Here is a 13,018-nt window from a genome sequence, read left to right as displayed (position 1 = left end):
CGGCTGACGCCCCTCTGACGGCGGCTCCCGCTACGAGTCCTCCCCCGCGAGCCTGCGTACCGCCGCCTCGTGCCGCTTCCGGTGGTCCGCGCGGCCGCTGACCCGTAGCAGGACCTCCAGGGCACGGACCGCTCCCTCGTCGTATCCCGTGGACTCCGCCTCGTCGGCGGCGCGTTCCAGGAGGCGGAGGGCTTCGGGTTCGTCGCCGAGGGCGAGGTGGGCCTCGCCGCAGACGGTGTGGAGGAGGGAGGTGCGGGCCGCTTCCTCGTGTTCGGGGCCGAGGTCCAGGGCCGTGCGGGCGACGCGGAGGGCCTGTTCCGGGGCGCCGGAGGTGAGGTGGGTGCGGGAGAGGTGGAGGAGGGCGAGCATCTCCGTGTGCGGGTTGCCCTCCTCGCGGGCCAGGGTGGCGGCTCGGGCGCAGTGGGTGCGGGCGGCGTCGAGGTCGCCCTCCGCGGACTGGACGACGGCCAGGTTGATCAGGGCGGTGGCCTCGCCGAGGCGGTCGCCGGTGCGGCGGGCCAGGGCGGGTGAGGGTTCCAGGAGGGTGCGGGCGTCCGCGAGGCGGCCCTCCTCGCTCAGCACCCAGCCGAGCAGGGTGCGGACGCGGGACTCGGCGTAGGGGTCGGCCACGGTCTGGGCGCACTCCAGGGCCGTGGACAGCAGCGGCACCCAGTTGTCCCGCGAGCGCCACACCACCTGCGGCCACTGGAGGAGGATGATCCGCCAGGCCCGGTCGTCCAGCCCGGCGGCCCGCGCGGCGGTCACCGCGCGGGCCAGGTCCTCCCGTTCGGCGGCCAGCCAGCCCATCGCCTCCGCCCGGTCGGTGAAGCCCCGTACGGCGGACGGGCGTCGGAAGTCGGCGGGCAGCGAGAAGCAGGGCTCGCCGCCCGGCTGGGCCGTCTCGGCGGCGGCCAACGCGGTGGCGATGTAGTGGTCCAGGACGCCGGTGAGCGCCTGGAGGCCGCTCGCGGGGTCGAGGTCGCGGGCGTAGAGGCGTACGAGGTCGTGCAGTTCCCAGCGGCCGGGCGCGGTCTCGGTGACGAGGTGGGCGGCGCCGAGCCGTTCCAGGGCGCGGGCGGCGGCCGGCGGGTCGGTGCCGGAGAGGGCGGCGGCGGTGTAGGGGTCGAAGTGGGTGCCGGGGTGGTGGCCGAGCCTGCCGAAGTGCTGCACGGCCTCGCCGGGGAGGTGCTGCAGGGTCAGGCGGAGTGCGGCCGGGACACCGGTGTCGTCGACCGCGAGGTGGGCCAACCGGCCGCGCTCGTCGGCGAGTTCGTCCGCGAGGTGGGCCAGGGTCCACTGGGGGCGGCCCGCGAGCCGGGCGGCGGTCACCCGGAGGGCGAGCGGGAGTCCGCCGCAGAGTTCGGCGAGCCTGCGCGCGGCCACCGGTTCACCGAGGACGCGTTCCTCGCCGAGGACGCCCGCGAGGAGTGCGGTGCCGTCCCGCGCGTCGAGCGTGCCGAGCGGGACGGGACGGGCCGCGTCGGAGGCGATGAGCCCTTCCAGCCGGTGGCGGCTGGTGACGACGGTGACGCAGTCGGCGCCGCCGGGCAGCAGGGCGCGGACGGTGGCGGAGTCGCGCGCGTTGTCGAGCACGACCAGCAGGCGCAGCCGGTCGGTGAGGGTGCGGAACAGTGCGGCGGCGGCCGCGGCCGACTCCGGTATCCGGCGCGGCGGCACGCCGAGGGCGAGCAGGAACTCGCGGAGCACCTCGGTGACGGACGGCTCGCCGGTGTCGCTGAAGCCGTGCAGGTCGGCGAAGAGCCGTCCGTCGGGGAAGGTGTCGGCGTTGCGGTGCGCCCAGCACAGCGCGAGGGCGGTCTTGCCGACCCCGGCGGGCCCGGTGACCAGGCACACGGGCGCCTCCCCGGCGGCGGCCCGGCCGAGCGCGGCGAGTTCCGGGCCGCGCCCGTGGAAGCCGCGGGGCGCGCGGGGCAGCAGGTCGGCGTGCGCCTCGGCGGGCACGAGAGCGGGGCGCGGTGCCACGGGCGGCCGCACCGGTTCGGCCTCGGGCGTCGGACGCGCGGCCAGCAGCTCCGGTACGGGGTCGCCGCGCAGGATCAGCCCGTAGGCGTCGGCGAGTTCGCGGCCGGGGTCGATGCCGAGCTCGTCGGCGAGGAGTCTGCGGGTGCGGTGGAACCAGTCGAGCGCCTCCGACTGGCGGCCCGCCTGGTACAGGGCGGTCATCAGCGCGGCGGACAGCGATTCGCGCAGCGGATGCGCGACGGCCTCGGTGCGCAGCACGGCTGCCGCTCGGTGATGCTCGCCCAACCTGCCGTAGGCGAGCGCCAGTTGCTCCACGGCTGCGAGCCTGGACTCCTCCAGGGAGTGTGCGGCGGCCTGGAGCGGCGGTCCGGCGAAGGCGCCGCCGAGGGCGGGGCCGCGCCACAGCGCGAGGGCGTCGCCGAGCATCAGCACGGTGTCGGCGGGGTCGCGCTGTTCGCGGGCGAGGGTCAGCAGTTCCTCGAACCGCTGGGCGTCGAGCAGGGTTTCCGGCAGCCGCAGGGCGTACGCGTCCCCGGCGGTGAGGAGTTCGACGCCGTACGCCTCCGCGTCGCCCTCGGCGAGCAGGGCGCGCAGCCGGGACACATGGCCCTGGATGACGCTCCGCGCCTGGCTCGGGGGTTCGTCGTCCCACAGGCAGGCGGTCAACCGGTGCATCGGCACGGGGGTGTTGGCCGACAGCAGCAGCGCCGCGAGCACGCTGCGGCGCTTGGCGGGGCCGAGCGGCAGTGGTCCCCGGCGGGTGTCGACGGAGACGGTGCCGAGCAGCCGGAACTCCACGGGTCGGTCCTTCCGAGGGCGGCCATGGGCGGCCGGTACGGGAAAAACAGCAGCATATCGGGGGGTTGTCCGGCGCTCGGCGGGGGTTTCGCGCCATGGCCGCGCCGCGCCTTGCGTACCCTGCTGACCGTGCCCTCCTCCCGCCGTCGCCGTGTCGCCGTTCTCGTCCTGGAGGGCGCCAAGCCGCTCGACGTGGGGATTCCGGCGCAGGTGTTCACGACCCGCGCGAGCATGCCGTACGAGGTGCGGGTGTGCGGGGCCGCGCCGGGGCTGGTGGCGGGCGGGGACGGGCTGTCGTACCACGTGGCGCACGGGCTGGAGGCGCTGGAGTGGGCGGACGTGGTGTTCGTGCCGGGCTACCGGTTCCCGGACCGGGAGGACCCGCCGGAGCCGGTGGTGGCGGCGCTGGTCGCGGCGCACGGGCGGGGTGCGCGGCTGGCGGCGATCTCCACGGGGGCGTTCGCGCTGGCGGCCACCGGTCTGCTGGACGGCCGACGCGCCACCACGCACTGGCATTACGCACGCGCGCTGGCGGCCCGGTATCCGCTGGTCCGGGTGGACGAGAACGTGCTGTTCGTGGACGAGGGCAGCGTGCTGACGTCGGCCGGGGCGGCCTCCGGCATCGACCTGTGCCTGCACATGCTGCGCGGCGAGCTGGGGGTGGCCGCCTCCAACCACGCGGCCCGGCGCCTGGTCGCGGCGCCCTATCGCAGCGGGGGTCAGGCGCAGTACGTGCCGCGCAGTGTGCCGGAGCCGCTGGGCGAGCGGTTCGCCGCGACCCGGGAGTGGGCGCTGCACCGGCTCGGCGATCCGCTGAGCCTGCAGTCGCTGGCCCGGCACGCGGCGGTGTCGCCGCGGACGTTCTCCCGGCGGTTCGTGGAGGACACCGGGTACACGCCGATGCAGTGGGTGACGCGGGCCCGGGTCGACCTGGCGCGGGAGTTGCTGGAGCGCTCGGAGCGGAGCGTGGAACAGATCGCCGACGAGGTCGGGCTCGGCACCGGCACCAACCTCCGGCTGCACTTCCAACGGGTCCTGGGCACGACACCGAGCGACTACCGGCGTACGTTCGCCCGGGGCGAGTGACGCTGGCGCGATCCTTCTGAACCGTGGCGCTCCTGCCACTACCCCGCCAGTCTCCCGCCCGCGAACCTGATGGCGAACGGAAGGGACACCATTCATGACGCGCATCGCCATCAACGGATTCGGCCGCATCGGACGCAACGTGCTGCGGGCTCTGCTCGAACGCGACAGTGACCTCGAGGTCGTCGCGGTGAACGACCTCACCGAACCCGCGGGCCTGGCCCGGCTGCTGGCCTTCGACTCGACGGCCGGACGGCTCGGCCGCCCGGTGGAGGTGGACGGCGACACCCTCGTGGTCGACGGCCGCCGCATCAAGGTCCTCGCCGAGCGCGAGCCCGCCCAGCTGCCCTGGGCGGACCTGGACGTCGACATCGTGCTGGAGGCTACCGGCCGCTTCACCTCGGCCAAGGCCGCCCGCGCCCATCTCGACGCGGGCGCGAAGCGGGTGCTGGTGAGCGCCCCCTCGGACGGCGCCGATGTGACGCTGGCGTACGGGGTGAACAGCGACACCTACGACCCGGCGCTGCACACCATCGTGTCGAACGCCTCCTGCACGACCAACGCGCTGGCCCCGCTGGCCGCCGTGCTGGACGAACTCGCGGGCATCGAGCACGGGTTCATGACGACCGTGCACGCCTATACCCAGGAGCAGAACCTCCAGGACGGCCCGCACCGCGACCCGCGCCGGGCCCGCGCGGCCGGTGTGAACATCGTGCCGACGACCACGGGCGCGGCCAAGGCCATCGGCCAGGTGCTGCCGAACCTCGACGGCAAGCTGTCGGGCGACTCGATCCGGGTGCCGGTGCCGGTCGGCTCGATCGTCGAGCTGAACACCACGGTCGCCCGCGACGTGACCCGCGAGGAGGTGCTCGCCGCCTACCGCACGGCCGCCGAGGGCCCGCTCGCCGGTGTCCTGGAGTACTCCGAGGACCCCCTGGTCTCCTCCGACATCGTCGGCAACCCGCACTCCTCCATCTTCGACTCCGCCCTCACCCGCGTCGACGGCCGCCACGTCAAGGTGGTCGCCTGGTACGACAACGAGTGGGGCTTCTCGAACCGGGTGATCGACACGCTGGAGCTGCTCGCGCGCTGACCACCCGATACTCGCTGGTGGAGGTGGACGGGGACGTGTGAGGGTTCGGACCATGGGCAACTCCCGGGCTTATCCGGTGTTCCGGACCACCGACAAGTCGGCGGCGTACGCACAGGCCGCGCGCCTGTGCGCGCTGCTGGCGCGACGTGACGACGAGGTCTGGCTCTCCGCCGACCTGCGGACGGTCGCGGATGTCCGGAGGATGGCCGCGGGCCTGCCCGACGCGGAGATCCACGTGCCTGTGCGTACCCACGACTCCGGCGGGCCCGACCTCGATCTGCGGACGGCTGCCGACGCCGAGGTCCAGCCGCACCTGCCGGTGGACTTCTCGTACGACTGCCCGGCGGGGCGCGTCGAAGACCGCTTCGTGGCGGCCCTCGGCGAGGGGACGGCCGCGATGATCTGGTGGGGCCGGTGGCCCGAGGACCTGGAGGCGGACCGGCCGCAGGGGTCGGTCAACCACGACGGCGTCCAAGTGGTGTTCCACGGCGACGCGGCGCAGTGGAACAGGTGGACCGAGCACCACACCGTCTTCGTCCATGTGGACAAGTGGGGCGACCTGCCCAGAGCCCGGAACCTCGCCGCCCGCACAGGCGGCGAGGTCCTGGGCGAGGCTCAGCTCGGCTGGTGAGAGGCGGCGCCCAGGTACCGCAGCGCCGAAGCCGCCGCGCCCGCCCCGCACATGCCATGGGCGCCCGGGCCCGGTGGGGTGGCTGCCGAGCAGAGGAAGACGCCCGGCAGCCCGGTGGTGTACGGGTCGAGGGTGGGGCGGGGGCCCAGGATGAGCTGGGGGGCGGTCTTGGCGCCGGTGAGGATGTCGCCGCCCGCGAAGTTGGCGTCGGCGGCGGCGAAACCGGCCGGGGTGGTGGCGCGTACGCCCACGATGCGGTCGCGGGCGCCGGGGGCGAACCGTTCGATCTGCCGCAGGATCGCCTCCGTGGCGTCCCCGGTGTAGCCGTTCGGGACGTGGGCGTAGGCCCAGACGGGGTGCACGTCGCCCACCGAGCGGCCGGGGTCGGCCAGGTACTGCTGGCCGACCAGGACGAACGGCCGCTCGGGCATGCGTCCGGCCGTCACGTCCCGCTCGGCCCGCGCGATCTCGTCGATCGTGCCGCCGAGGTGCACGGTCCCGGCGCGCCGGGCCTTCTGGTGAGTCCAGGGGATACCGCCCTCGACCGCCAGGTCGATCTTGAAGGCGCCGGGGCCCCGGCGGAACCGCCGGTAGGCGGACCGGGTCCGGGCGGGCAGCCGATCCCCGTAGATGCTCGCGGCCTGGCCGGGGTCGAGGTCCAGCAGGGTGACGTCGGCGGATGGGATCTGGCGGTGGTCGGTGATGCGTACCCCGGTGTGGACCGTGCCGCCGTGACCGAGCAGCGCCTTCTCCAGCGCGCGGGCGATGGACTGCGAGCCGCCTTCCGCCACCGCCCATCCGGCGGCGTGCCCGGAGACCAGGATGCCGAGGCCGATGGCCGAGGTGAGCGGGCGGGTCAGCGGGCGGAAGGCGTGGGCGGCGATCCCGGCCCACAGACCCCGCGTCGACGGCTCACGGAAGAGCCGGGCGAGGGCGGTGGCGGGCAGCGTGGTCGGCAGGCCGAACCGGGCGAGCAGCAGCGGGTGCGAGGGGATGCGCAGCAGCGGGCCCATGACCTCTCCGGCGAGCGCCTCCCAGTGCCGTACGGAGGGTTCGATCAGCGCCCGGTAGCGGTCGCCGTCGGCGCCGAGGAGACGGGCGGTGTCCGCGACGGAGCGCATCAGTACGCCCGCGGTGCCGTCGTCGAGGGGGTGGACGCAGTCGATGTCGGCCAGGAGCCAGCGCAGGCCGTGCCGGGCCAGGTCCAGTTCGCGCAGGGCCGGTGAGGTGACGGCCATGGGGTGGATGGCGGAGCAGTGGTCGTGCAGCAGTCCGGGCAGCAGGGCCTCGTAGCTGCGGGTACCGCCACCGACCTCGTCGGCGGCCTCCAGGAGGGTGACGTCGAGGCCCGCCTTGGCCAGGAGGGCGGCGGCGGCGAGCCCGTTGGGTCCGCCGCCGACGACCACGGCCGAGGTCATGAGGTGCTGTCCAGCGGGCGCGGCTCGGACAGCGGGCGCGTCCGGCGTACGTCGTACACCGGGTAGCCGGGGCCGTCGGTGGGCCAGGGCTGACGGGTCAGCATGTCGCGCACCGCGACGTGGCCGCTCTCCAGCAGGCCGAGGGCGGCGTCGTGGATCTCATAGGACTGAGTCTGCCGGTGCAGGGGCTGACCCTCCAAACAGATCACCCGGATCTCGCCGGGCGCGAAGGCGCAGCGGGCCTGTACGGCGCGCAGCAGTTGGTCGTCGTGGAGGTGGCCCTCGCCGAAGTTCCAGCCGAGGGCGAACCCCGCGATCAGCTCGCCCTCCAGCACGGTGACCCCGTCCTGGCCGTCGGTGATCCGTTCCACCAGGCCGTTGAGGGCGCGGCCGTGGGAGTGCATGGCGCGCCAGCCCTCCGCCTTGGCGGCAAGCAGCAGGGCGGTGTCGGCGTCGTAGAGGGTGGCCATCTGGTGCGGGGCGAGCCGGGCGCTCGTGGTCAGGCCCGCTTCCAGCCTCTCGAGCGCGTCCCCGGTGAACAGCCAGGCGCTGGTGGCCCAGTTGCCCGCGTAGTAGCGCATCGCGGGGAGGAAGGAGACGAGGTCGGGGCGGAGGTTGCCGAGCAGCGGGAGCAGCACGAGGCTCGGCAGGATCACCACGAGCAGCCAGGGCGAGTGGAGGTCCCACACGGTGAGGTCGCCGTGGGCGCCGAAGAGGAAGAACAGCGAGAAGACGAAGAACAGGTTCCACTCCAGCGGCACCCCCATGGGCAGGGTCGACAGGATGTGCAGGTGGAAGACGACCATGTAGAGCAGGGCCGCCCAGGTCCACGGGCCGCCGTCGCCGAGGAGGACCAGATACAGCGGGACGAGGTACTCGGTGGCGGTGCCGACGTGCGCGAGCAGGAACGACAGGCGGGAGGGGCGCAGGTCGCGCGGGTGGTCGCGGTAGAAGCGGGGCTTGAGCCGGTTGGGGACCAGGGGCGCGTTGCTCATCATGGTGGCGACCACGAACGGGAAGTGGTGGTTGAGCTTGGAGGTGGCCGCTCCCCACCAGATGGCCAGTATGATCAGCTGGAAGCCGACGAGCATGTCGTCGTAGGGGAAGAAGAACACCAGCAGCGACAGCCCGTACTGCTCCCCGCGCGCGGCGAGGAAGACGGTCTTGTCGCGCAGCCCCAGCACCGCCAGGGCCACGATGAGCGGCACGGCGGTGGTCGGGTCGAGGAGCCCCGTGTCGTCGGGGCGGCCGAGCAGCAGCCGGACGCCGGAGGCGAGGACGGCCGCGTAGAGCGTCACGTCCATGAGCCCGCGCCGGTCGCCCCGGGTGAACGGCACCTTGCCGGGCCAGGGTGGCAGTCGGACGGTGCCGGGGCGCAGCCAGTACAGGGCGGAGCCGATCGGCGGGAGGAAGCGGGAGGACAGCGGGCCGGAACCGCAGCCGAGCCCGATGACCTCCCACAGCAGGGTGAAGACGATCAGCTTCTGGTAGACGACCGGCTCGGACCACCAGGACGCCACCTCGGTGACCGGTCCGAGGCCGGGCGTCGTCGAGATCACCAGCGCCGCTCCGCCGAGGTAGAGCGCGCATTTGACGACGTAGAAGAGATACACCGACGAGGGGCTGCCGAAGCCGTGCTCGACCCAGTGCCGGGTCAGGGCCTCCAGGCGGTCGCGGCGGGGCAGGGTGCGGTAGGTGCCGGGGTCGACGGGGAGCAGCCGGGGTTTCATGAAGCCCATAGGGATCACGCCTTCGCTGGGCGGGCCGTACGGAGTCCAGCCGAAGGTAGGGGCGCGCGGAGCCCGCTGACGACGGCCGCGCGTCACAACATCGGCGGGCGCCTTTGTGCGCCGAGCACACTGGCGTGGCCGCCGGGCGGCTCTACAGTGCGGTCATGCCGATGGAACAGGCCCTGGTCGGCCAGTTGGTGGACCGGCTGCGCGGGACGCGGGAGGCCATGATCGCGGATCTGGTCCGGCTGACCCTGGTGCAGATCGACGCCCTCGACCACGACGCCGCGACCCGCTCCTTGCTGGAGGCGAGCCTGAGCGAGAACGTGGTGGCCGGGCTGAACTTCCTCCAGCAGGACTTCGCCCCGGAGCTGCTGGAGGCCCCGTCCGCGGCCCTGGCCTATGCGCGGGTGCTGGCCCAGCGCGATGTGCCGCTCTCCGCGCTGGTCCGCGCCTATCGCATCGGCCACTCCCGGGTGCTGGACCACGCCTTCGCGCACCTCGACGACCTGCCCGCCGAGCAGCGGGTCTCGCTCGTCCTCGACGTGGTGCGCCGCTCGGCGCTGTTCATCGACCAGGTCTGCGAGCAGGTCGGACGCGCCTACGAGCGGGAGCGGGAGCGCTGGGTGGCGAGCCAGGGCGGGGTGCGCCAGCAGTGGGTGGGCGCGCTGCTCGGCGGTGGCCCGGTGGACCGCGCGGCCGCCGAGCGGGCGCTGCGCTATCCGCTGGACGCGGTGCATGTCGCCTGCACGCTGTGGCCGGTGGCCGCGATGACCTCGTTCGACCTGGTCACCGCCGTGGACGAGGTACGGGCGCACGCGGTGGCGGTGCTGCGGGCCCGCGCCGCGCTGGTGGTGCCGACCGACGAGCGCGAGGCCCGGCTGTGGCTGGCGCTGCCCGCCGGGGGCGAACGGCGGTGGCGGGACGGCCTGGCGGCGCCCGAGGGCACCGTCCTGCATGCCGCCGTGGGGCGGCCGGGCGTCGGCCTTCCCGGCTTCCGCACCTCGGCCCGCCAGTCAGCTCAGGTCCGGGAGATCCTCGCCACGAGGCTCTCCGGGGCGGCCGCGCCGGGCGGCGCGCACTGGGTGCACTTCGCGGAGGTCGCACCGGTCGCGCTGATGGCCGGTGACCTCCCGGCGGTACGGGACTTCGTGACGGACACGCTCGGGGAGCTGGCCCGGCGGGACGCGCGCGGTGCCACCCTGCGCGAGACGCTGCGGGTGTTCCTCGCCCATCGCCGCAGCCACGCGGCGGCCGCGCGGGCGATGAACCTGCACCGCAACTCGGTCCAGTACCGGGTGCGCCGGGCCATCGCGCTGCTCCCGGCCGGAGTGGACGGATCGTCGGACGATTCGTCGGACGACTTCAACGTGCGGGCCGCGCTGCTCGCCGCGCACTGGCTCGGGGACGCCGTCCTCAAGTGATGGCAGGCGATAAGTGATGACAGGCAATAAAGAAATACGCATCTATTCGCGTCCGCCCATAGCGGGCGCGGGCTCGGAAACAGGTATCTAGATACGCACTTGAGAACCTCAATGCCCGATGAAGCACGCAGATGCCAGCCCTATCGCCACCCCGGCGTTCCCCGCGATTCACGCCTCACTCGAACGGCGCCGGGCAGGTGCGCGAACGCCTTTCCCCGAGTCGACGCGACTATGCCCTGGAGATACCTTTTATCCAGATTGCGGCCGGATCGAGCGAGAGAAGGACGTAGTGGAACTTGCAATCGCTCAGGAGACCATTGCCCGATGGCAGTTCGGTGTCACGACCGTCTACCACTTCCTCTTCGTCCCGCTCAGCATCGGCCTCGGAGGCATCGTCGCCGGTCTGGAGACGGCCTGGGTGCGGACCGGGAAGGAGAAGTACTTCCACGCCACCAAGTTCTGGGGAAAGCTCCTGCTGATCAACCTCGCGCTGGGTGTGGTCACGGGCATCTTCCAGGAGTTCCAGTTCGGCATGAACTGGTCGAGCTACTCGCGCTTCGTCGGTGATGTCTTCGGCGCTCCGCTGGCCATGGAGGCACTCATCGCCTTCTTCTTCGAGTCCGTGTTCATCGGACTGTGGATCTTCGGCTGGAACCGGCTCCCGAAGAAGATCCACCTGGCGACCATCTGGATCGTGACCATCGGCAGCCTTCTCTCCGCTTATTTCATCCTGGCCGCCAACTCCTTCATGCAGCACCCCGTCGGCTACCGGATCGACCCCGCGAACGGCAAGGCGCGGTTGACCAACATCTGGCGGGTCCTGTTCCAGGACACCACCCTGGTGCAGGTCTTCCACACCCTGACGGCGGCGTTCATCACGGGCGCCGCCTTCGTCATGGGCATCTCCGCCTACCACCTGTGGCGGGCCAAGCGCGGCAAGGACACCAACCGCAAGCGGATCGCCGCCATGCGCAGCTCGCTCAAGCTGGCCCTGGTCGTCTGCGCCATCGCCGGCATCCTCACCGCGCTGAGCGGCGACCGGCTGGCCAAGGTCATGTTCGAACAGCAGCCGATGAAGATGGCGGCGGCGGAGGCCCTGTGGGACACGCAAGGACCGGCCCCCTTCTCGATCTTCTCGGTCGGCAATGTCGGTAAGGGCCGCAACGACGTCGCGCTGGAGGTCCCCGGCGCGCTGTCCTTCCTCGCCAAGAGCAACTTCCACTCCCCCGTGCCCGGCATCAACGACCGCGCCGACGAACAGGTGAAGCAATTCGGCGGCAGCCGCGAGGACTACATCCCCAACATCTTCATGACGTACTGGGGCTTCCGCCTCATGATCTTCTTCGGCATGACCAGCTTCACCATCGGCGTGATCGGCATCTGGCTCACCCGGAAGAAGTTCTGGCTGAAACCCCGGTACCGCACGGGTGAGGACGAGCCGCCGAACCTGATGATCACCGACAAGATCAAGATGAACGACTTCTTCACCAAGTGGAGCTGGCGCGTCGTCGCGCTGACCCTCGGCTTCCCGCTGCTCGCCAACAGCTTCGGCTGGATCTTCACCGAGATGGGCCGTCAGCCGTGGGTGGTGTTCCACCTGATGAAGACCGCGAACGCCGTATCACCGAACGTCAGCGTCGGCACCCAGGTCGGCTCCCTGGTCGCGCTGAGCGTCCTCTACGCGATCCTCGCGGTGGTCGAGGGCGGCCTCATGGTCAAGTACGCGAAACCGGGGCCCGACGTCGACGAACGGCCGCCCACCAAGGACCCCAGCCTGCGCATGTCCCCGGACGACCAGGACAAGCCACTCTCCATCGCCTACTGAGGACGGACGGCCATGCATCTCTACGATCTCTGGTTCATCCTGATCGCCCTGCTGTGGGTCGGCTACTTCTTCCTCGAGGGGTTCGACTTCGGGGTCGGTGTCCTCACCCAGACGATGGCCCGCAACAGCACCGAACGGCGCGTCCTCATCAACACGATCGCCCCCGTCTGGGACGGCAACGAGGTCTGGGTGATCGCGGCCGCGGGCGCGACCTTCGCCGCCTTCCCGGACTGGTACGCCACCCTGTTCAGCGGCTTCTACATCCCGCTGCTCATCATCGTGCTCTGTCTGATCGGCCGCGGCGTGTCCTTCGAGTACCGCGCCAAACGCGACAGCATGCGCTGGCAGCTCAGCTGGGAGCAGGTCACCTTCTGGACCTCGGTGATCATCCCGTTCCTGTGGGGCGTGATCTTCGCCAACATGGTCCAGGGCGTCGCCATCAACCGCGAGAAGTCCTACGTGGGCTCGCCCGGTGACCTGTTCAACGGGTACGCGATCCTGGGCGGCTTCGCCACGCTGGTGCTGTTCACCTGCCACGGGGCGATCTTCGCGGCGCTGAAGACCGACGGTGAGATCCGCGAGCGGGCCCGGAAGCTGGTGCCCGTGCTGGGCCTGGCCTCGCTCCTGCTGCTGCTCGCGTTCCTGCTGTGGACGCAGGCGAACTCGGGCAACGGCCAGAGCCTGGGCGTCATGATCGTGGCGTTCGCGGCGATCCTCGTGGCCCTGTTCTTCAACCAGCTGGGCCGGGAGGGCTGGGCGTTCGTCTTCTCCGCCCTGACGGTGGTGTCGTCGTTCGCCATGCTGTTCCTGACGCTGTTCCCCGACGTCATGCCGTCCACGCTGAACCCGGCCTGGTCGCTCACGGTCGCCAACGCCTCGTCCGCCTCCTACACGCTGACGGTGATGACGATCGTCGCGGCGATCTTCGCCCCGCTGATCATCATCTACCAGAGCTGGACGTACTGGGTGTTCAGCAAGCGGATCGGGGTGCACCACATCCCGGCCGGTCACTGAGCACCGCGGCGTGACGGAA

Annotated in this window: 8 protein-coding genes and 1 pseudogene; 6 read left to right on the top strand and 3 right to left on the bottom strand. The window is 72.0% G+C overall.

Annotated features, from left to right (window positions below; all coding sequences use genetic code 11):
* Positions 1-30: 30 nt before the first annotated feature.
* Entirely contained in the window at positions 31-2,781 is a 2,751-nt protein-coding gene (locus ACIPPM_RS29355; protein WP_401453220.1) for a BTAD domain-containing putative transcriptional regulator, read from the bottom strand.
* Between the two features lie 129 nt (positions 2,782-2,910).
* On the opposite strand from ACIPPM_RS29355, the gene ACIPPM_RS29350 reads away from it, so the two are divergent.
* From ACIPPM_RS29350 to ACIPPM_RS29340, 3 genes are all read left to right on the top strand, one after another.
* Positions 2,911-3,867 carry a GlxA family transcriptional regulator gene (locus ACIPPM_RS29350; RefSeq protein WP_401453218.1) on the top strand — a complete coding sequence of 319 codons (957 nt, stop codon included), beginning with the start codon at positions 2,911-2,913 and terminating at the stop codon, positions 3,865-3,867.
* Between the two features lie 94 nt (positions 3,868-3,961).
* Entirely contained in the window at positions 3,962-4,957 is a 996-nt protein-coding gene (gene gap / locus ACIPPM_RS29345; RefSeq protein ID WP_401453216.1) for a type I glyceraldehyde-3-phosphate dehydrogenase, read from the top strand.
* 52 nt (positions 4,958-5,009) lie between these two features.
* A complete protein-coding gene (locus tag ACIPPM_RS29340; RefSeq protein WP_401453214.1) occupies positions 5,010-5,588 on the top strand; it encodes a hypothetical protein in 579 nt (192 codons plus the stop codon).
* Here ACIPPM_RS29340 and ACIPPM_RS29335 read toward each other — a convergent pair.
* Together ACIPPM_RS29335 and ACIPPM_RS29330 are read right to left on the bottom strand one after the other, a co-directional pair.
* Positions 5,573-7,021: pseudogene (locus ACIPPM_RS29335) on the bottom strand (phytoene desaturase family protein); the annotation flags it as partial. The gene ACIPPM_RS29340 and the pseudogene ACIPPM_RS29335 overlap by 16 nt on opposite strands.
* Positions 7,003-8,745 (bottom strand): DUF3556 domain-containing protein, encoded by a 1,743-nt coding sequence (locus tag ACIPPM_RS29330; RefSeq protein WP_401453212.1) that lies wholly within the window; start codon positions 8,743-8,745, stop codon positions 7,003-7,005. The gene ACIPPM_RS29330 and the pseudogene ACIPPM_RS29335, both read right to left, overlap by 19 nt.
* A gap of 155 nt (positions 8,746-8,900) precedes the next feature.
* Here ACIPPM_RS29330 and ACIPPM_RS29325 point away from each other — a divergent pair, with 155 nt between their 5' ends.
* The 3 genes from ACIPPM_RS29325 (at position 8,901) to cydB (ending at position 12,999) form a co-directional block, all read left to right on the top strand.
* Positions 8,901-10,160, top strand: a complete 1,260-nt coding sequence (locus ACIPPM_RS29325) for a helix-turn-helix domain-containing protein (RefSeq protein ID WP_401453210.1) — start codon at positions 8,901-8,903, stop codon at positions 10,158-10,160.
* A gap of 289 nt (positions 10,161-10,449) precedes the next feature.
* Positions 10,450-11,985 (top strand): cytochrome ubiquinol oxidase subunit I, encoded by a 1,536-nt coding sequence (locus tag ACIPPM_RS29320; RefSeq protein ID WP_401453208.1) that lies wholly within the window; start codon positions 10,450-10,452, stop codon positions 11,983-11,985.
* A gap of 12 nt (positions 11,986-11,997) precedes the next feature.
* Positions 11,998-12,999, top strand: coding sequence for a cytochrome d ubiquinol oxidase subunit II (gene cydB, locus ACIPPM_RS29315; protein WP_401453206.1), 1,002 nt, complete (start codon positions 11,998-12,000; stop codon positions 12,997-12,999).
* The last annotated feature ends 19 nt before the right edge of the window (positions 13,000-13,018 follow it).

Source organism: Streptomyces sp. NPDC090119, assembly GCF_044747085.1.
In the GTDB taxonomy this organism is placed as follows: Bacteria; Actinomycetota; Actinomycetes; order Streptomycetales; family Streptomycetaceae; genus Streptomyces.
The sequence above is the reverse complement of the archived record's forward strand: the minus strand, read 5'-3'. Positions and strand labels throughout refer to the sequence as shown.

What these genes read in the sequence shown, in the direction of transcription:
- gap (WP_401453216.1), top strand. Translation starts at nt 3,962, where the DNA reads ATGACGCGCATCGCCATCAACGGATTCGGCCGCATCGGACGCAACGTG.
- ACIPPM_RS29340 (WP_401453214.1), top strand. Translation starts at nt 5,010, where the DNA reads ATGGGCAACTCCCGGGCTTATCCGGTGTTCCGGACCACCGACAAGTCG.
- ACIPPM_RS29325 (WP_401453210.1), top strand. Translation starts at nt 8,901, where the DNA reads ATGCCGATGGAACAGGCCCTGGTCGGCCAGTTGGTGGACCGGCTGCGC.
- ACIPPM_RS29330 (WP_401453212.1), bottom strand. Translation starts at nt 8,745, where the DNA reads ATGGGCTTCATGAAACCCCGGCTGCTCCCCGTCGACCCCGGCACCTAC.
- cydB (WP_401453206.1), top strand. Translation starts at nt 11,998, where the DNA reads ATGCATCTCTACGATCTCTGGTTCATCCTGATCGCCCTGCTGTGGGTC.